The 18209-nt window shown below is 73.1% G+C and carries 16 protein-coding genes; 4 read left to right on the forward strand and 12 right to left on the reverse strand.

The features are described from left to right. Positions 1 to 139 precede the first annotated feature (139 nt). Positions 140 to 1507, forward strand: a complete 1368-nt coding sequence (locus tag AC0KTA_RS14625) for an MFS transporter (protein WP_481056424.1) — start codon at positions 140 to 142, stop codon at positions 1505 to 1507. On the opposite strand, the gene AC0KTA_RS14630 is transcribed toward AC0KTA_RS14625, so the two are convergent. From AC0KTA_RS14630 to AC0KTA_RS14650, 5 genes are all read right to left on the reverse strand, one after another. Continuing rightward, on the reverse strand, positions 1476 to 2258 hold the full coding sequence (locus tag AC0KTA_RS14630) for a hypothetical protein (RefSeq protein ID WP_481055576.1): 783 nt from the start codon (positions 2256 to 2258) through the stop codon (positions 1476 to 1478). The two genes, AC0KTA_RS14625 and AC0KTA_RS14630, sit on opposite strands and share 32 nt — an antisense overlap. A 34-nt stretch (positions 2259 to 2292) precedes the next feature. Then, positions 2293 to 2676, reverse strand: coding sequence for a hypothetical protein (locus AC0KTA_RS14635; protein ID WP_481055577.1), 384 nt, complete (start codon positions 2674 to 2676; stop codon positions 2293 to 2295). A 36-nt stretch (positions 2677 to 2712) separates the two neighbouring features. Further along, complete coding sequence (locus AC0KTA_RS14640; protein WP_481055578.1) at positions 2713 to 4680, reverse strand: hypothetical protein; 1968 nt, start codon at positions 4678 to 4680, stop codon at positions 2713 to 2715. Positions 4681 to 4883: 203 nt separating this feature from the next. Then, positions 4884 to 5873 (reverse strand): malate dehydrogenase, encoded by a 990-nt coding sequence (locus AC0KTA_RS14645; protein ID WP_481055579.1) that lies wholly within the window; start codon positions 5871 to 5873, stop codon positions 4884 to 4886. 858 nt (positions 5874 to 6731) lie between these two features. Beyond that, positions 6732 to 7979, reverse strand: a complete 1248-nt coding sequence (locus AC0KTA_RS14650) for a helix-turn-helix domain-containing protein (RefSeq protein ID WP_481055580.1) — start codon at positions 7977 to 7979, stop codon at positions 6732 to 6734. Positions 7980 to 8371: 392 nt separating this feature from the next. Here AC0KTA_RS14650 and AC0KTA_RS14655 point away from each other — a divergent pair, with 392 nt between their 5' ends. After that, positions 8372 to 8929: a peptidoglycan-binding domain-containing protein gene (locus AC0KTA_RS14655; protein ID WP_481055581.1), complete on the forward strand. Its 558-nt coding sequence runs from the start codon at positions 8372 to 8374 to the stop codon at positions 8927 to 8929. 15 nt (positions 8930 to 8944) lie between these two features. Here AC0KTA_RS14655 and AC0KTA_RS14660 read toward each other — a convergent pair whose 3' ends face one another. The 5 genes from AC0KTA_RS14660 to AC0KTA_RS14680 form a co-directional block, all read right to left on the reverse strand. Further along, complete coding sequence (locus AC0KTA_RS14660; protein ID WP_481055582.1) at positions 8945 to 9541, reverse strand: helix-turn-helix domain-containing protein; 597 nt, start codon at positions 9539 to 9541, stop codon at positions 8945 to 8947. Between the two features lie 360 nt (positions 9542 to 9901). After that, the gene (locus AC0KTA_RS14665; RefSeq protein ID WP_481055583.1) at positions 9902 to 10594 is read right to left on the reverse strand and encodes a response regulator; all 693 of its coding nucleotides are present in this window, start codon (positions 10592 to 10594) and stop codon (positions 9902 to 9904) included. Further along, positions 10591 to 11757, reverse strand: coding sequence for a sensor histidine kinase (locus AC0KTA_RS14670; RefSeq protein WP_481055584.1), 1167 nt, complete (start codon positions 11755 to 11757; stop codon positions 10591 to 10593). The genes AC0KTA_RS14665 and AC0KTA_RS14670 overlap by 4 nt, the downstream gene beginning before the upstream one ends. 475 nt (positions 11758 to 12232) lie before the next feature. Then, a complete protein-coding gene (locus tag AC0KTA_RS14675) occupies positions 12233 to 12814 on the reverse strand; it encodes a DUF3017 domain-containing protein (RefSeq protein ID WP_481055585.1) in 582 nt (193 codons plus the stop codon). A gap of 22 nt (positions 12815 to 12836) precedes the next feature. Beyond that, positions 12837 to 13697 carry a bifunctional methylenetetrahydrofolate dehydrogenase/methenyltetrahydrofolate cyclohydrolase gene (locus tag AC0KTA_RS14680; RefSeq protein WP_481055586.1) on the reverse strand — a complete coding sequence of 287 codons (861 nt, stop codon included), beginning with the start codon at positions 13695 to 13697 and terminating at the stop codon, positions 12837 to 12839. A gap of 242 nt (positions 13698 to 13939) precedes the next feature. Between AC0KTA_RS14680 and AC0KTA_RS14685 the strand changes: the two genes are divergently transcribed. Beyond that, on the forward strand, positions 13940 to 14563 hold the full coding sequence (locus AC0KTA_RS14685; protein WP_481055587.1) for an RDD family protein: 624 nt from the start codon (positions 13940 to 13942) through the stop codon (positions 14561 to 14563). A 112-nt stretch (positions 14564 to 14675) separates the two neighbouring features. Here AC0KTA_RS14685 and purH read toward each other — a convergent pair whose 3' ends face one another. Both purH and purN read right to left on the reverse strand, forming a co-directional pair. Next, the gene (purH, locus tag AC0KTA_RS14690) at positions 14676 to 16277 is read right to left on the reverse strand and encodes a bifunctional phosphoribosylaminoimidazolecarboxamide formyltransferase/IMP cyclohydrolase (protein ID WP_481055588.1); all 1602 of its coding nucleotides are present in this window, start codon (positions 16275 to 16277) and stop codon (positions 14676 to 14678) included. Beyond that, positions 16274 to 16894 carry a phosphoribosylglycinamide formyltransferase gene (gene purN / locus AC0KTA_RS14695; protein WP_481055589.1) on the reverse strand — a complete coding sequence of 207 codons (621 nt, stop codon included), beginning with the start codon at positions 16892 to 16894 and terminating at the stop codon, positions 16274 to 16276. The genes purH and purN overlap by 4 nt, the downstream gene beginning before the upstream one ends. Positions 16895 to 17155: 261 nt before the next feature. Between purN and AC0KTA_RS14700 the strand changes: the two genes are divergently transcribed. Then, positions 17156 to 18106: a hypothetical protein gene (locus AC0KTA_RS14700; protein ID WP_481055590.1), complete on the forward strand. Its 951-nt coding sequence runs from the start codon at positions 17156 to 17158 to the stop codon at positions 18104 to 18106. Positions 18107 to 18209: the final 103 nt, after the last annotated feature.

Below are 18209 nucleotides of genomic sequence, written 5' to 3' on the forward strand. Positions count from 1 at the left end.
CCGCTCCCGAGGAGGAGCCTTGCCTTCGCCTGCCCCGGCGCCGGTCCCCGCCGCGCCCTCCCCTTCCGACCCGTCAGCGGCGCCCGAGCCCCCGGCCGCCCTGAAGCGGTCGACGCTCGTCGTGCTGTGCGCCTGCGTGATGGTCGCGCAGAGCATGGTCGCCGCCATCAACCTCCTGATCCCGCAGCTCGGTTCGTCCGGCCTGCACCCGTCCGCGAGCGAGATCCTGTGGACCGTCGACGCATACGTCATCGTCTTCGCGGGCCTGCTCATCCCGGCGGGCGCGCTCGGCGACCGGTACGGCCGCAAGGGCGCGCTGCTCGCCGGGCTCGGCCTGTTCGCCGCGGGCGCCACGGTCAGCGCGCTCGCCGGGTCCCCCGCCCTGCTCATCGCCGGACGCGGCGTCTCCGGCGCCGGGGCCGCGCTGATCATGCCCGCGACCATGTCGATCCTGATGCGTGTGGCGCCGCCCGAACAGCGCCCCCGCGCCCTCGCCTCCTGGACCCTCGCGGTGGGCCTCGGCGGCCTCGCGGGGAACGTCGGCGGCGGTCTCGTCGGCGAACACCTGTCCTGGCGGGCACTGTTCTGGGTCATGGTGCCGCTGGGCGCGCTCCTCGCCCTGGCCGTGGCGCGCACAACTCCGCGTACGGACAAAGCAGTTGAAGCAGCCGCCCCCTCCCTCGACCCCCTCGGCACGCTCCTGCTCACCGCGGGTCTCGTCGCCGTCCTCTTCGGCATCATCGAGAGCCCGATGTGCGGCTGGGGCGCCCCGCGCATCCTGTGCGCCTTCGCGGCCGGAGCCGTCCTGCTCGCCGCCTTCACCGCGCACGCGCTGCGCTCGCGCGCCCCGCTGTTCGACCCGCGCGTCTTCCGCTCCGCCCGGCTGCGCGCCGCCGCCCTCGGCACGGCGGCCGGCTTCTTCGGCCTGTTCTCGCTCTTCTACGTCAACTCGCAGTACCTGCAGTACGTGAAGGGGTACGGGGCCGCGCGCGCCGGGTTCGCCATCGTGCCGCTGACCGTCGGCATGGCGCTCCTGCCGCGGCTCGCGGCGCGCTGGTCCGGCTCGCCGCGGCCGGTCGTGGGCGGCGGGCTGCTGCTCATCGGCGGCGGGCTGCTCGGCGCGTCCACGGCGGACGCGGGCACGCCCTACGCGGTGTACGTCTGCTGGCTCCTGGTCATCTCGGCGGGCACCGGCCTGTGCATGCCCGCCCTGACCATGGGCGTGGTCTCCTCGCTGCCCCCGCACCAGGCGGGCCTCGGCTCCGGCCTCGGCACCTCCGCCCGCGAGATCGGCGCCGCGCTCGGCGTGGCCGTCACAGGCACGGTCCTCGCCGCCCACACCGGCACCGGCCACACGAACGGCACCGCGGACTTCACGTCCGGGATGGCGGTGGCGCTACGGGTGGTCGGGATCGCGGTGATCGTCGCGGCGGGGGTGGTGACGGCGGGGTTCGGCTCGGCGCGTCCTGAGCGGCCTAACTCCCGCCCGGCTCCGGGCAGTGCGTGAACGCCGGGCAGAACCACTCCAGGGCCGTCGCGACGAGCTCCCGCTCGTCCTGCCTGCCGTCCGCCTCCGGACCATACGCCGCGAGGGCGTACAGCTTGTCGTCGTCCGCCTCGAAGCGGTGATCGACGACATGCCAGGTACCGACGTCCGGCTCGTTCCTGATCCGGTCGGTGAGGTACGTGAGCCTCGCGGCGGGGCGCGGACCGTCGTCGGGCCGGGTCAGCGAGAGCCGCCGGAAGCCCTCCGACTTCGGGATCTTCGTGTCGTCGAGGAACGCCCGCAGCGAGTCGTACGGCGTCGGCTCGCTCACCTCGTACACCTGGAGCCGCCGAGTGCCGTCGAAACTGCGGTAGTTGACGATGGTGATGCCGTTCAGGCCCTCCGCGCCGCTGCGGCTCCAGCCGCGCGGCACGGCGAGGCGGAAACCCTCGTCGTCGGTGACCGACTCGTAGCCGGGCGGCGGCCCGCCCTCCGGGGACGGCTGCGCGGCGTCCTCGGTGCCGGGCACCCCCGCGTCCGTGCCGGGGCTCTGCGCGGGCTGCCGCTCCGTCAGGTACGCCGTCGGCTCCGGCTCGTCCTTCCAGCCGAGCGCCCAGGTGCCGAAGGCGAGCCCGCACACCGCGAGCACCGCGACGGCGTCGCGCCAGGCCCGGCGCTGGCGCGTGGCGTCCCGGTCGTGCAGCGCCGCGAGCTCCCGCTCGCGTTCCCACCCGACCCACTCCTGCCGGTCCCTGTCGTAGATCCGCACCACCGACCGCCGTTCCTTCCCATGCTCTCGCTCGCGTTCAGCCCAGGACCCCGGCGACGGCCTGGAGGAAGGCCGTCACGGACGCGGCCGTCGTGGCGGCGGGCGCGTACTCCGTGAGCCGGTCGCGCAGCCGGACGAGCAGCCCGCGCTCGGTGCGCCCGCCGCGGGTGATCTCCCCCTCGACCTCGTCCAGTTGGGCCGCGATCTCGTCGTCCACGGCCGTGCGCTCGCCCTCGCGCAGCTCGCGGCGCAGGGTGCGGACGGCGGTCAGGAGGTCGCTGTGGGCCCGGTCGGCGACCACCGTCGTGTAGTTGGTGGATTCCGCCTTGCCGTGGTCGCCGAAGGCCTGGGAGCCGCCGTGGATCGCGTTGATCTGTACGTTGGCTCCGCCGCCGCCCGTCGGCCGGTTCTCGCTGCTCATGGGTGTTCCTTCCGTGGGTCGTTCATGCCGCCCCGCTCACGCGAGGGTCTTCTCCGTGTGCGTGGCCCGGCCGTACGTGCCGGTGGCGAGCGCGCCGCCGGACATCTCCTTGATGTAGACCCCGCTGTTGTTGATCTGCGTGATGTGCTGCTCGAAGCGGTCGGTGCGGTAGCCGCCCGCCGCCAGCGCGTCGCGTACGCCCTCGCCGATGCGGTCCTGGAGGGTGCGCGTGTAGCGGGCGACGTCCATCTCCTGGAAGAGGGAGAGGCTGTCGGTGGCGGCGAGTTGGCGCAGGGAGACCAGCGGGGCGTCGGGGGCGAGGTCCGGCGCCGGGAAGAAGCGGGAGCCGAAGCCGTAGAGGGCGCGAAGGGCACGGGTGACGGGTCGCAGGACGCGGGCTGTCCTGTCCTTGGTCGCCTCCGCGTCCGTGGCGGGCATCGACAGCCACAGGCGCAGCGCCGTGCCGAGGGACGGGAGCCAGCGCAGGGCCGTGATGCCGACGGCCACGGACAGGGCGGGGGCGGCGACACACGCGCGGGCGGCGTCGCGCAGCGGGCCCGCCGGTTCGCTCGCGACGAGCGCGTCCACGCCGCGGAACTCCGGCCTGATGGGGCCGAGTACGTGCGGCACGACCTCCAGGACCAGCATGCCGCCCTGCGTGTGCACCCGGACCAGGAGCGAGACGACGACCTGTTCGTTCCAGGCGCCGACCCGGATGCGCAGGAAGTGCCGCCGGGCCTCGCCGCCCTCACCCGCCGCCTCGTCGAGATGGCGGTCGGCCTGCTCGTCGTCGTACACGACCGCCGTCCGCGTGCCCTGCCCGGTGTACAGCTCCTCGTCGCGGCCCGCGCCCGCCGGAAGATAGACGAACTCCTCGATCTCCAGCTGCCGCAGCCGGTCCCGGCTGGTGGCGGCGGCCGCCGTGCTCAGGTCCTCCAGGCGGGGCTCGATCATCCTGATGACGTCGCGCGCGGTGAGCAGGACGGGGGTGCCGCTCCCCTGCCGGGGAAGGGCGGCATGCGGGCCGGTCCCGTTCACACCGGTGCCGTTCGGACCGGCCGCCGTCGCGTCAGTGGCCTTCCCCGTGGTGGCGCGCTTCAACTCCAGTACGACCGACCAGGGTTCGCGGGGCGTTCCGGCGCCGACGAAGGGGCGGTTCACGTCGTACAGGGTCAGGGAGGCGCGCTGCTCGCGGCGGACGCACCGCTCGATGCGGCGGTACCAAGCGGGCAGGCGCGGCTGTGCGGTCACGGCGAAGGTCCGCGGGGCGAGCCGGGCGCGCAGCAGCCGTGTGCGCAGGAACTGCTGGCGCCAGACCACGGCCGCGATGAGCAGCGGGAAGATCACCGGGTAGGGCGTCTCGGCGATCCCGGCGAGCGCCGCGATCCCGTACACCACCGCGGCCGACCAGGCCGTGTACGTCAGGAACCAGCCGAAGCGGCGCCGCAGCCAGGCCAGCGGCGCAGGCAGCGGCACCGGTCGCAGGGGCGCACCGACGCCCGTGTCCCGGCCCCCGCCGACGCGCGCGCACCACAGCAGCAGGACGACGACCGCGTACGCCAGTGCCCAGCCGCCCGGCACCAGGCCGCCCAACTCGCCGCCGGGCTCCGGGCCTTCGGCGGCGGCCGCGTCGGTGCCGAAGGGAAGCTGGGCGATGTCGCCGGCGGACAGCCCCGCGTCGCCGCCGGAGCGGTCCTCCAGGCCGTCCCAGATCATCACGGCGTCCGTGGCCAGGAAGCCGAGCCAGACCGTGAGCAGCAGCAGCGCGGTCACCAGCTCGTCGCGCCGGGCGCGCAGCGCGTGCGCGAGGACGGGCAGCACGTCGGCGCCGAGCGGCGGTGCCACGGGGCGCTCGGCGTGGCCGACGAGTTCGTCGACGACGCGTCTGCGGAACGCGGCGCTGAGGTGGGCGCCCGCGCAGAGCAGCCGGGTGGCGTCGGTGTGCGCGTACTCGTGCCGGGGCTTCTTCGGGCGGGGCCGCCGCTCGGATGGATCGGCTCGCATGCCGCGCAAGTTAATGGAGCGGCGGGTGGGTGTCCCCGGAATGCGGCGGCTGTCCCCCGAAAGAAAATGCCGGAGGGAACTTGCCCGGGACACAAACCGCCCTCCGGTGACCGCGGTGCGCGGCCGCCGGAGGGCGGTTGGCTGCCGTCGGGCGTGCGTCAGGCGTGCGCCTGGACGACGGTGCCGTGGACGGCGACGGTGCCTTAGATGAGGCCGAGGCCGCGGACCGCCTCGCGCTCCTCCTCGAGCTCCTTGACGGAGGCGTCGATGCGGGCGCGCGAGAACTCGTTGATCTCCAGGCCCTGGACGATCTCGTACTTGCCGTCCTTGGTGGTGACGGGGAAGGAGGAGATGAGCCCCTCCGGGACGCCGTACGAACCGTCGGACGGGATGCCCATGGACGTCCAGTCGCCGGCGGCCGTGCCGTTGACCCACGTGTGCACGTGGTCGATGGCGGCGTTGGCGGCGGAGGCGGCCGAGGACGCGCCACGGGCCTCGATGATCGCCGCGCCGCGCTTGGCGACGGTCGGGATGAAGGTGTCCGCGAGCCACTGCTCGTCGTTCACGACCTCGGCGGCGTTCTTGCCGGCGATCTCCGCGTGGAAGACGTCCGGGTACTGCGTCGCCGAGTGGTTGCCCCAGATGGTGAGGCGCTTGATGTCGGAGACCGAGGTGCCGGTCTTCTTCGCGAGCTGCGACAGCGCGCGGTTGTGGTCAAGGCGGGTCATCGCCGTGAAGCGCTCCGCCGGTACGTCCGGGGCGGCGGCCTGGGCGATCAGGGCGTTGGTGTTGGCCGGGTTGCCGACGACGAGGACCTTGATGTCGTCCGCGGCGTGGTCGTTGATGGCCTTGCCCTGCGGCTTGAAGATGCCGCCGTTGGCCTCCAGGAGGTCGCCGCGCTCCATGCCCTTCGTACGCGGGCGGGCGCCGACGAGGAGGGCGACGTTCGCACCGTCGAAGGCGACGTTCGGGTCGTCGCTGATCTCGATGCCGCTGAGCAGCGGGAAGGCGCAGTCGTCGAGCTCCATCGCGGTGCCCTCTGCGGCCTTCAGGGCGGGCGTGATCTCCAGGAGGCGCAGGTTGACCGGCACGTCCGGGCCGAGCAGGTGGCCGGACGCGATGCGGAACAGCAGCGCGTAGCCGATCTGGCCGGCCGCGCCGGTGACGGTGACATTCACGGGAGTGCGGGTCATGGCGATCTCCGTAAGACAGCTGGCGGTGGGGGTCCCTGCCCCATGTGCTGGATCCCCGCCGACGCCTCTTCGATCGCCTCTCGATGATCGATCTCTTGGCATCAAGAGAGATCCGCGGTCAGGCTACCGCGAGGGTTCTCGCCGGGGGCGTCAGGGGGCTGTGGCTCACCCCACACGCCGGGGGCGAGGCGGTCGCCCCCCGCACGCCGGGCCGAGGCCGAGGTGGCGGCCGCCACCTCGGGAGAGGAGACGTGGCGGCCGCCTGGGGGTGTGACCACTCCCGTGGGGGTACGGTGCGCCTGCCCGGCGGGGGGCCACGCATGCCTCCCCGCCGCGCGGAGTTTCGTCCCCGCCACTACCGCGGCGGATCCCTCCCACCCGCCCACCCGTTCACCGGAACAAGAGGCATCAGGCCGCCCCTTGCGCCCACCCATGCCAACCCACTCGCGCGGGCCTGCGCTTCCGGTGCCACAAACGCCCGTCCGGCGTCGACGAGCCGAGTGGACACATCCGTCCCCGCCGCTGCCGCGGCGGATCTTTCCCACCCGCCCACCCGTGACAGTCGTCCGACGGCCTCGCGCCGCAGTGCGTGGGAACAACGCCGCCCCCGCTGTGGGCAGCCCACGCCGTCGGTACCTGCTGTGGGCAGCTGGGCCGCCAGGGGCGGCACGGGTGGGCACAGCCCCAGGCCGACGGTGCCGATATGTGGAGGGGGCACCGTCCGGGCCGAGGGGACCATTACGGCTTGGGGAGGGGCACCCCTAGGCCGACGGTGACGTTACGGCTTGGGGAGGGGCACGCCCCGGGCGGCGGGCGCTGTGGGCCGGCCTTGGCCCACGACCCCGCGGCCGGCGGCAGTCACTTCGTGCAGGCCGTCCGGCCGGACTTGAGCGTCGCGCACGCCTTCGCCGCCGCCGCGTTCTTCACGGCGACCATCGGCGTGTACGCGTCGAGGTCGGCGCCCACGGTCCCGTTCTGCCGCGCGGCCGAACCCGCCCCGGTGATGTGGACCTTGTCCCCGGGCGCGGCCTGGGTGATCCGCGCCCACGCGGCCCCGCAGGTCTTGCTGTACCGCACCTCGACGAGCGTCTTCGTCGTCCCCACCGTCGCCCGGGACGTGGTCTTGGCGAACTCGCCCCCGCACCCCATGTTCTCGGGATCCTTGCCGGTGCAGTCGGCCCCGCTGCACTCGACCCCCGCGGGCAGCTCCGCGGTGGACGTCGTCGGCGAGGCGGACGGCTTCGCCTTGCCGTCGCCACCGTCGTCGTCCTTGCCGAGGTCCGTGAGGAACACCGCCGCGGCGATCACCACGAGCGCCCCGACGACCCCCGCGAGGAACATCGTCAGCTTCCGCTTGCGCCGCTGCCCGTCGGGCGACTTCCCGTCGGGCCCGAGTCCGGGCCCGGCCACGGCCCCCCGCCCCCCGGCCCCGTACGCCGGCGGCACCGTCGACGCCGTGGCGGCAGCGGCGGCAGGCGGCGCCGACGCCTCGTACGAACACGACGAAGGCGTCGACGGAGCCTGAGCCGAAGCCGCCGCCGAAGCCGCCGCCGAGGCCGAAGCGGCGGACCCGGCCGCCCCGGAAGGCGCCGCGTACCGCACCCCCTCCGGATGCTGCTGCCCGACCGGCGGCACCGTCGGCGACACCCCGGCAGGACCCGCGATCCCGGTCACGGCCCCGACCCCGCCGCCCCGCGCCGCCTTGTCCGAACCGCCGTTCCCCTTGGGAGCCTTGGCGTCCTTGGAGCTCACCGGCGGGTTCGCCGCGAGCTCGCCGAGCGCGGCCCGCGCCTGGGAGATCCGTATGGCCTGCATCGTCATGTCGTGCCGCATCTCGGAGCGGCTCCAGGCCCGCTCCGCCAGCTCCCACATGGTGATGAGGTGCACCGGCGGCGTGCCGGTGACTTCGGCGAGCGCGACGATCGCGCCCTTGGGGGCGAGCAGCCGCCCGTTCAGATAGCGCTCCCACGACGTCTTGCTGTAGCCGGTCCGGTCCGACACGGCCGCGATGCTGAGACCGCTGCGGTCAACCAGCCTGCGCAACTGGCTCGCGAACTCCCTGACCTGCGGATCGAGCTCATCCGGTAGCGCCTTCCAACGAGGCATTGCTCCCCCTGTTCCCCCCCGTACGTGCCTGCCTGCCCCCGCGCGTCGTGCCCTCTGCCCCGGCTCCCCCAACCCCCCGGAGCCCCGCACAAGCCCCGAACGCTCCGGTCCTGAACTACCCAGAGGGATGCGCCGAGCCAGGATGTCAGTTCCCGGAAAGGGAGCGCACAGGAGCATTTGGGACAGAGTGTGCCCCGTCGCACGCCCCGCGGTCCACGGCCCAGTGTCCCACCGACGTCCCGCTCCACGATGCGGAACCCCTGCTCCCGGTCCGGGACGTCCCGGAACCGTCCCGGATGCGGCGGTTGACCCTGTTCGGGGGTGCCCCGATGCCGAAGCATCGAACCCGGCACCGCTGTGTGCCGTGACCGAACCACCAGGGGGGAACCACCATGCAGCACCGCACCACCACCCGCACCCGCCGCCCGCACCGGCTCCTCGCCGCCGCCGTCGCCGTGACCGCGGGCGCCGGCCTCGCGCTCGCCGGCACCGCGCCACTGGCCCAGGCCGCCGGGCCGCACGTCATCGACGGCGGCGGCGACGCCTTCAACGACTGGGGCGACGAGGGCACGCTCTCCCGCCACCGCCACGCGCACTCCAACGCCACCTGGCTGTGGCAGAGCGTGCTGTACGCGGACGGCGCCAAGTGGCGCGACGGCAACGGCGTCCGGCACACCTTCACGAAGGCCGACGTCGACGGCCGCTTCGGCTGGAAGACGGCGTCCGCCACGAAGTGGTGGCAGGCCCACGAGGACCTGGAGGACGTCGACGGGGTCGTCGGCAAGGAGACGTTCGGCGCCGCGGACAACTTCCTCAGCGGCCCGCACTCGGGCGGCAAGGTCGTCTACACGGGCTTCGTGCACCACGTCGGCTTCAAGCGGATCGCGGGCACGTACTACGTGAAGATCGACGGCCACTGGAAGAAGGCCTCGTACAACCGCCTCGGCTGACGACCGCCGGGGCCGTCACTCGGTGGCGGTCCCCGGCGTCCGGCGCTTGCCGAGCGGCTCGGAGACGCTCGCGCCGGGGTCGAGCGACGGCTCTCCGCCGGTGCCGCCGCGCTCCGCCGCCACCTGCCCGACGGCCCACAGCAGGCCCGCGAGCAGCAGCGCGATCACCGCGAGCGCGGAGCAGGCGACGAGCCGCCAAGAGGGCGCGGGGCGCCGGACGGGGGCGGGGGCCGACGCCGCCACCTCAGCCGTACGCGGCTCGGCGTCAGCGGTACGCGGCTCGGCGTCATCAGCCGTACGCGGCGCACCGTCAGCGGTACGCGGCTCAGGCGTCCGCGGCCACACCCGCACCGCCAGCTCCCGCCCCGCCGCGAGCCGCGCGCCGTCCGTCCCCGCGACCCGGCACAGCGCGAGCACGGCCTCCCGGGGCGGGGGCTGCCGGCCGTTGAGGTACCGCTGCCAGGAGGACTTGCTGTACGCGGTTCTGGCACCGAGCGCGACGAGGCTCAGGCCCGTGTGGTCCTTGAGCCGCCGCAGCTGCTCGACGAAGTGGCGCACCTCCGGCGGCAGTTCGTCCGGAAGCGGTTGCCAGGCACCCGCGCGTGTCCCCATGGCGCACCCCCCAGCGCGACCCGGTCGCCGGCCGGCGGCGGTCGCGTCGACCGACTGACGGTCGCGGGGCCCGGTTCGGTTCCGTCCGGGTCGCCCGTTTCGCCCGGTCCGGCGAGGCCGTCTCGCACCCGTAGCGGGCCAAGGACACCGCTGCGGAATGGTCACTTCCGTGCCACAGGGACCTGGCGCGACTTGCTGCCGGGATGGCGCGTCCATGACGCTTGAGGCACAGGGCGAGCACACGGCTCGCTCCCGCGAACCGACGGCGCCCGTCCTCCCACGGGGGAGAGGACGGGCGCCGTCTTGCGTACGTCACCAGCGGAAACAGCGGACACAGCGGATACGGGGCCCGACCGACGGTCAGATGCCGGAGCCGCCCGGGGTCACGAGACCGGTCTCGTAGGCGATCACCACGGCCTGCGCCCTGGTGTCCAGATCCAGTTTGTTCATGGTGCGGTTGAGGTGCGTCTTGACGGTCGCCTCGCTGATGTACAGGCGGTCGGCTATCTCCGCGTTGGACAGGCCGCGCGCGATCAGCTTCAGGACCTCCAGCTCGCGCCCGGTGAGCGCGGCGAGGTCGGGCGGCGGCGCGTCCGCCTCGGCGACGGCCCCGGCGCGTACCGCGAAGGCCTCCACCAGGCGGCGCGTGACGCTCGGCGCGAACAGCGCGTCGCCGCTGCCCACCGCGGCCACCGCGGCGAGCAGCCGCTCCGGACCGGAGTCCTTGAGCAGAAAGCCGGCCGCGCCCGCGCGCAGCGCCCCGTACACGTACTCGTCGAGGTCGAAGGTGGTGAGGACCAGGATGCGCGGCGGGGGGTCCGCGGCCTCGGCGAGGATGCGCTCGGTGGCCGTGATGCCGTTCATGCCGGGCATGCGGATGTCCATGAGGATCACGTCGGGGCGCGCGGACGCGGCCAGTTCGACGGCCTCCGCCCCGTCCCCTGCCTCACCGACGACCTCGATGCCGGGCGCGGCCCTGAGCACACCGACGAGCCCGGCGCGGATGAGGAACTGGTCGTCCACGACAAGCACCTTGATGTGTGCTGGGCTCATTCGGTGGCATCGTCTCCTGGCGGTGCGGCCCGCGCCGATGTCGGCAGGGTGAGCCTGACGGCGAACCCTCCCGCGCTGCGCGGTCCGATGCTGATCGCTCCGCCGTAGAGCTTGGCTCGTTCTCTCATACCGATCAACCCATGTCCACCACTGCTCCTCACTCTGTCCGGAATCACCTCCTCCCCGTTGTCGGTGACGGACACCTCGATGTGGTCGCGGTGGTAGTGCAACTCCACGATCGCGCTGGCATGACGCGCGTGTTTGAGCACGTTGGTGAGGGCTTCCTGCACCACGCGGTACGCGCACAACTCGACGCCGGGCGCGATCGGCCGCGGCGTCCCCGTGACTCTGAACTCGACGGGCACGCCGCCCGCCCTGACCCGGTCCGTCATGTCCTTGATGCGGTCGAGCCCCGGCATCGGCGCGTCCGGCACCTCTCCGCCGTCCTCCCGGGCCCGCAGCACGCGCAGCATGCGCCGCATCTCCTCCAGGGCCTCGGTGCTGGTGGCGGATATGGTGCCGAGCGCGGCGCGCGCGGTCTTGGCGTCGGACTCGAAGACGAACGTGGCGAGCCCCGCCTGCACGGAGATCACCGACATGTGGTGGGCGACGACGTCGTGCAGCTCCCGCGCTATCCGCCCGCGCTCCTCCACCACCGCGTCCCGGGCCCGTTCCTGCTGTTCGGCGCGGGTCTTGCGGGCGAGTTGGTTGGAGCGGCGGGCCAGGTATCCCATGCGCCACACCAGGGCGTTGGCGCAGATGCCCTGCGCCGCAATCGACGGCAGGGAGCCGTGGTTGCCGTCGCCGCTGATGTAACCGCCGAAGATCCAGATGCAGGCGAGCAGCGCCGCGCAGCAGCCGGTCGTGCGCGTCGGGCGCTGCACGGCGACCGTGTAGAGACAGACAATCGGGGCGAACGACGTCACCCCGGGCCAGTAGCCCTCGAGGACGTACACCCCCCAGATCACGTACGTCACCAGACAGACCGCGACCGGTGCCCTCGAGCGGACGACACCCGGCGCGATCGCGAGCAGCGCGAGCGCATAGCCGCGGGCGTCCAGGTCGGACCAGCCGATCGCGGCGGCCTCGGGCCCCACCACCGCCAGCATGCCCACTTGCGCGAGGGCAAGCAGCACGTCGACGGTGAGCGGGCGGAGGCGCATCGTCGCAGCGTAGCCCGCGTACCCGCCGGTATACGTCCATCGGTCGCCGTACCGCGAAAGTTGTAGACGAGGTCGTTGTACGACCCCGGGCGTAGCCGAACGTCAACCCGGCACGGGACGACGGGGGCACGCGCTCAGCGTAAGTTTTTGGCTCAGCACCACCCACCGCGTCGCCTTGACGAACGGCGCGCACGGGGGAAGGGGGCGTGGGCCCGCAAACGGGGGTTTGCACGGGGGACCGGGCCTGCGCCCCGCAAGCTTCAGCACGGCACGACCGGCTGGATCCGCACCGCCAGGTGCGACAACTGAAGACCACTGAGGTTGCGGCTCCGTGCAGGGGCGCACGGAGGAACGGGCCCGCGACCGCCGCACCACCCCCTGCCCCCACGGCCAACGGCCCGTACTCTCCTGGCGAGTACGGGCCGTTGGTGTGTGCCGACCGGTGCGCCGGCCCTTAGGGGCCGACGGCTCCCGGCTAGCTGCTGATCGTGAAGTGCAGTGTGTCGTCGAGGAACGGGATCTCCAGCCACGGGTTCGGCTGCGCCATCATCGCGAGCAGCACGATCACCAGGCCGAGACTGCCGTACGTCACCATGTCCGTGAACCGCGAGCGGACCGCCAGCATGCCGACGCCCGGCAGCCACCAGCGCATCACGGCCCCCGCGAGCAGCGCGAGCCCGATCAGCAGCGTGCCCACACGGAACACGTCGAAGGCGGTCAGGAGCAGCCCGAGCCCCACCAGGGACACGACGCCGAGCAGCGGCCACTGCCGCGCCGGGGCGGGCGCGTCCCCCGACGCCGCGCGTCCCCCGCCCTCGGGCCGGGCGGTGTCCCGCGTGAACAGCGGGAACCGCCGGGACACCTTGCGGGGTTCGCCGTCGGGGCCGGGGGCGCTGACGGCGCCCTTGGCGGACCCGGCGTCGACGTCGGCCTCGGCTCGGGGCTCGGCGTCGGCCGCGGCGTCGGAACCGGCCTCGGGCTCGGCACCGGCCGCGCCCTCGGGTGTGGCTTCCGGCTCGGCCGCGGCGTGCGGGCCGTCCTTCGCCTCCACGTTCATCCCGTCATCCCCCTCCCCCCGCTCAGCCCTCGGCAGCGACACGTTCCGCGGCCTCGACGACGTTGACGAGGAGTTGGGCGCGCGTCATCGGGCCCACGCCGCCCGGGTTGGGCGAGATCCATCCGGCGACCTCGGCGACGGCCGGCTCGACATCGCCGACGATCTTGCCGTTGCCGTCCCGCGAGACGCCGACGTCGAGCACGGCGGCGCCGGGCTTCACGTCCTCGGCCTTGATGAGGTGCGGCACCCCGGCCGCCGCCACGATGATGTCGGCCCGCTTCAGGTGGGAGGAGAGGTCACGGGTGCCGGTGTGGCACTGGGTGACCGTCGCGTTCTCCGACTTGCGGGTGAGCAGCAGCGGCATCGGCCGCCCGATGGTCACGCCGCGCCCGACGACGACGACCTCGGCGCCCTTGATCTCCACGTTGTGCTGCCGCAGCAGCCGGATGATCCCATAGGGGGTGCACGGCAGCGGTCCCGGCTCGTTGAGGACGAGCCGGCCCAGGTTGGTGGGGTGCAGGCCGTCCGCGTCCTTGGCCGGGTCCATCAGCTCCAGGATGCGGTTCTCGTCGATGCCCTTGGGCAGGGGCAGTTGGACGATGTAGCCGGTGCACGCGGGGTCGTCGTTGAGCTCGCGCACGACGGCCTCGATCTCCTCCTGGGAGGCGGTCGCGGGCAGTTCGCGCTGGATGGAGGCGATGCCGACCTGCGCGCAGTCGCGGTGCTTGCCCGCGACGTACTTGTGGCTGCCGGGGTCGTCGCCGACCAGGACGGTACCGAGGCCGGGCGTGACGCCCTTTTCCTTCAGGGCCGCCACGCGGGCGGTCAGTTCGGACTTGATCGCTGCTGCGGTGGCCTTGCCATCGAGAATCTGGGCGGTCATGACTCCATCCTCGCGGATGAGCCCGCCCGCGTACCAATCCGGGGGCACTCGCGCACCCCCCGCCACCCGCTGTGATTGCACTTGCACAACGCGCGGAGGCACGGCTGGACAAATACCGCGGCGCTGAAGAACGATGAGTGCCACAGTGCCGCGGCCGGTGTCGGGGGGACCGACGCTTCTGTGAACGTTTCCTCCGTGCGTGTCGCGACGTCCCCGCACTCCCCGACGGAGGAATCCCCACCATGAGCAACCCCTACGGGCCGCCACCCCAGCAGCCCCAGCCGGGCCAGGGCCCCGGATACGGCTACCCCCAGCAGCCCCCGCAGGGCGTACCGCCCCAGCAGGGCGGCTACCCGGGCCAGGGCTACCCGGCCTACCCCCAGCCGACGCCCGGTCAGTCCCCGTACGGGGCCTACCCGCAGCAGCCCGGGTACGGCTACGACCCCGCCGGATACGCGGCGCGTCCGGAGCTGGCGCACTGGGGGCTGCGCGCGGGCGCGCTCCTCATCGACGGCCTGGTCTTCGCCGCCGCCTACCTCGTCATCGGCATCGGCGCCGCGGTGGGCCGGGGCGGCGCGGGAATCGTCATCATCCTCGTCGGTGTCCTCGCCGTGCTGGCCTTCGTGATCTACCAGCTGGTCCAGGAGGGCAGGACCGGCCAGACGATCGGCAAGAAGGCCGTCGGCATCCGCCTGCTGCGTGAGCTGGACGGCCGCCCGGTCGGCGTCGGCATGGCGTTCGTGCGCAGGCTCGCGCACTTCCTGGACAGCCTGCCGCTCTACCTCGGCTGGCTGTGGCCGCTGTGGGACGACAAGAAGCAGACCTTCGCCGACAAGGTCTGCGGCACGGTCGTCATCAAGGGCTGACCCAAGGGCTGATCTTCCCGGCACCGTACGCGGGTGGCCGCACCCCGGCGTGGGGTGCGGCCACCGGCACGTACGCCGCAGTGGACAGGCAGCACTAAATAGAACGTCCGTTTTAGTGGAAGAAGTGCCGCGTCCCCGTGAAGTACATCGTGACGCCCGCCTTCTTCGCTGCCTCGACGACCAGTTCGTCGCGGACCGAGCCGCCGGGCTGGACGACGGCCTTGACGCCCGCGGCGGTGAGGACCTCCAGGCCGTCGGGGAAGGGGAAGAACGCGTCGGACGCGGCGAACGCGCCGCGGGCCCGCTCCTCGCCCGCCCGCTCGACCGCGAGCTTCGCGGAGTCGACGCGGTTGACCTGGCCCATGCCGACGCCGACGGACGCGCCGTCCTTGGCGAGCAGGATCGCGTTGGACTTCACGGCGCGGCAGGCGCGCCAGGCGAAGGCCAGTTCGGCGAGCTCGCCCTTGGAGAGGGCGTCCCCGGTGGCGAGGGTCCAGTTGGCCGGGTTGTCGCCGTCGGCCTGGAGGCGGTCGGTGACCTGGAGCAGCGCGCCGCCGTCGATGGGCTTGACCTCGACCGGCGCGGAGGGCGCCTGCGGGGCGCGCAGGACGCGGATGTTCTTCTTCTTGGTGAGGGCCTCCAGCGCGCCGTCCTCGTAGTCGGGCGCGACGATGACCTCGGTGAAGATGTCCGCGACCTGCTCGGCCATCTCCCGCGTCACCGGCCGGTTCACGGCGATGACACCGCCGAACGCGGACAGCGGGTCGCAGGCGTGCGCCTTGCGGTGCGCCTCGGCGACATTGCCGCCGATCGCGATGCCGCACGGGTTGGCGTGCTTGATGATCGCCACGCACGGGTCGTCGTGGTCGTACGCGGCACGGCGCGCGGCGTCCGTGTCCGTGTAGTTGTTGTACGACATCTCCTTGCCGTGCAGCTGCTGGGCCTCGGCGAGGCCGCCGCGGCCGTCCCCCGCGGCGAAGCCGCTATCAGACACATAGAGGGCGGCCTTCTGGTGCGGGTTCTCGCCGTAGCGGAGCTGGTTCTTCAGGTCGAAGGCGGCGCCGATGAAGTCGGGGAAGCCCTCCTTGCCGGACTGCTCGGTCTCCAGGAACCAGTTCGCGACGGCGATGTCGTACGCGGCGGTGTGCTGGAACGCTTCGGCAGCGAGCGCCCGGCGCTCCTCGAAGCCGAAGCCGCCCGCGCGGACGGCGGCAAGCGTGTCGGCGTACCGGGCCGGGCTGGTGACGACCGCGACCGACGGGTGGTTCTTGGCGGCGGCGCGGACCATCGAGGGGCCGCCGATGTCGATCTGCTCCACGCACTGGTCGTAGCTCGCGCCGGACGCGACGGTCTCGCGGAACGGGTAGAGGTTCACGACGACCAGGCCGAACGGCTCGACGCCGAGCTCCTGGAGCTGCTTGCGGTGCGCCTCCAGGCGCAGGTCGGCGAGGATGCCGGCGTGCACGCGCGGGTGCAGCGTCTTCACCCGGCCGTCCAGGCACTCGGGGAAGCCGGTGAGCTCCTCGACCTTGGTGACCGGCACCCCGGCGGCGGCGATCCGCGCGGCGGTGGAGCCGGTCGACACGAGCTCGACGCCCGACTCGTGGAGCCCGCGCGCGAGGTCTTCCAGGCCGGTCTTGTCGTAGACGCTGATGAGTGCGCGCCTGATCGGGGCTTTCGTACCTTCGGCGGTGGCCGTACCTTCGGCGGTCACGGGATAACTACCTTTCGTCCCTCAATCGAGAAGCCGTCGCGGGCCAGGCGCCCCACGACTTCGACGAGCAGCCTTCGCTCGACTTCCTTGATGCGCTCGTGCAGCGCGCTCTCGTCGTCCTCGTCCCGAACCTCCACCACGCCCTGCGCGATGATCGGGCCGCTGTCGACGCCGTCGTCGACGAAGTGGACGGTGCAGCCGGTGACCTTCGCGCCGTACGCGAGCGCGTCGCGCACGCCGTGGGCCCCCGGGAAACTGGGCAGCAGCGCCGGGTGCGTGTTCACCGTGCGGCCGCCGAACCGGGCCAGGAATTCCTTCCCGACGAGTCGCATGAACCCGGCCGAGACGACCAGATCGGGGTCGTACGCCGCGGTGGCCTCGGTGAGGGCGCGGTCCCACTCGTCCCGGTTCGCGTAGTCCTTCACCCGGCACACGAACGTCGGCAGGCCCGCGCGCTCGGCACGCTCCAGGCCCGCGATGCCGGTCCGGTCGGCGCCGACGGCCACGACCTCGGCGCCATAGGCGTCCGCGCCGCGCTCCGCGATGGCGTCGAGCAGTGCCTGCAGATTCGTACCTGATCCGGAGACCAGCACGACGAGGCGCTTGGCCTTGGCCACGGCGGGGCCCTTTCTCGGGAGTTCTCTTTGTACGGTCGCACGAAGGCTTCGTGTCCCCCGATACGGGGAACCCTACGAAGCGGCCGACCGTCAGCAACGATACCGGCACACCGGACGGCCCCTCACGGGACGGGGGCGCGGCCGGAAGGTAGCGTCTGTGGGGGCAGACTCCTGAACTCCGAGTTGCCAAGCTCCATCGCCGAGTTGCCCGGTCCGCCGAACCGGGCCGCCGAGCTCTATCAAGGGGAAGACGCACACCTGATGCCGGACCGTAGCCTCCGCCTCCCGCTGCCTTTCGCGTACGACCCGCCCCGCACGCAGGGCTCGACACGCGACGGAGTGGGCTCGCCCCTGCTGCGGGACGGGGGCGGGCAGCCTTCCTCGCCGCCGCGAGACTCCGGCGGGGCCGGGGCTTCCGGGTCTTCCGGGGAAGCCAGTGGATCTTCCGGAAACAGTGGATCTTCCGGAAGCCGTGGGTCCTCCGAGGACAACCCCTTCGCGCCGCCGCCCGAGGGCGCGCCGGAGCAGCCCTGGCAGCCGCGGCGGCCCACGGGCGGGCAGGGGTCCGACGGCAACAACGGAGACAACGGCGGCAACGGCGACGACGGCCGGGGCGAATCGCCCTGGGGCAGCCAGTGGAGCGACCGGCAGCCCGGCCGGTCCTCGGGCGGCGGCTTCGGCGAGCGGCCCCGCGGCCAGGGTCCCGACGGCTCGGGGTCCGGCTCCGGCGGCCAGGGCGGCGGGATGCGCTGGGACCCGAAGGACCCGGCCCAGCGCCGCGCCCGCTACGCGCTGCTCTCCGGCATGTGGGCGTTCTTCTTCGCGCTCTTCGGGTGGCGGTACGTGGCGTTGCTGCTCGGCGCGCTCGGCCTCTACTGGGCGATCAGCGCGCTGCGGGCCAAGCCGCGCCTGCCGGACCCGACGGCTCCGGTGCCGACGGCCGCGCAGGGGTCGGCAGGCGGCGCGGGTGCTGGGGGCTCCGGGGCGTCCGGCGGCTCCGGCAACGGCTCGCGGCCGCAGACCACGGCGGCGATCAGCGGTCTGGTCACGGCTTCGCTGGCGCTGGTGATGGTGCTCGCGACGTTCGCCGCGCAGCTCATCTACCGGGACTACTACACGTGCCGTGACGACGCCCTGACCACCGAGTCCCGCCAGTCCTGCGAGGACCTGCTCCCGAAGGAGCTGCGCCCGCTCCTGACGGACCGCGACTGACGCGTACGTCCACGCCGCTCCCCTGGCCGGCGGGGGCGGCGCGGACGTGCTCACGCGCACGCACAACGACGAAGGTCCCCTCACTTCACCCGTGAGGGGACCT

It is taken from the genome of Streptomyces sp. Y309 (assembly GCF_056712025.1).

Coding starts and splice junctions, on each gene's coding strand:
- AC0KTA_RS14640 (WP_481055578.1), bottom strand. CDS start 4,680: ATGCGAGCCGATCCATCCGAGCGGCGGCCCCGCCCGAAGAAGCCCCGG.
- AC0KTA_RS14635 (WP_481055577.1), bottom strand. CDS start 2,676: ATGAGCAGCGAGAACCGGCCGACGGGCGGCGGCGGAGCCAACGTACAG.
- AC0KTA_RS14680 (WP_481055586.1), bottom strand. CDS start 13,697: ATGACCGCCCAGATTCTCGATGGCAAGGCCACCGCAGCAGCGATCAAG.
- AC0KTA_RS14645 (WP_481055579.1), bottom strand. CDS start 5,873: ATGACCCGCACTCCCGTGAATGTCACCGTCACCGGCGCGGCCGGCCAG.
- AC0KTA_RS14675 (WP_481055585.1), bottom strand. CDS start 12,814: ATGAACGTGGAGGCGAAGGACGGCCCGCACGCCGCGGCCGAGCCGGAA.
- AC0KTA_RS14650 (WP_481055580.1), bottom strand. CDS start 7,979: ATGCCTCGTTGGAAGGCGCTACCGGATGAGCTCGATCCGCAGGTCAGG.
- AC0KTA_RS14660 (WP_481055582.1), bottom strand. CDS start 9,541: ATGGGGACACGCGCGGGTGCCTGGCAACCGCTTCCGGACGAACTGCCG.
- AC0KTA_RS14685 (WP_481055587.1), top strand. CDS start 13,940: ATGAGCAACCCCTACGGGCCGCCACCCCAGCAGCCCCAGCCGGGCCAG.
- AC0KTA_RS14670 (WP_481055584.1), bottom strand. CDS start 11,757: ATGCGCCTCCGCCCGCTCACCGTCGACGTGCTGCTTGCCCTCGCGCAA.
- AC0KTA_RS14700 (WP_481055590.1), top strand. CDS start 17,156: ATGCCGGACCGTAGCCTCCGCCTCCCGCTGCCTTTCGCGTACGACCCG.
- AC0KTA_RS14655 (WP_481055581.1), top strand. CDS start 8,372: ATGCAGCACCGCACCACCACCCGCACCCGCCGCCCGCACCGGCTCCTC.
- AC0KTA_RS14665 (WP_481055583.1), bottom strand. CDS start 10,594: ATGAGCCCAGCACACATCAAGGTGCTTGTCGTGGACGACCAGTTCCTC.
- AC0KTA_RS14625 (WP_481056424.1), top strand. CDS start 140: ATGGTCGCGCAGAGCATGGTCGCCGCCATCAACCTCCTGATCCCGCAG.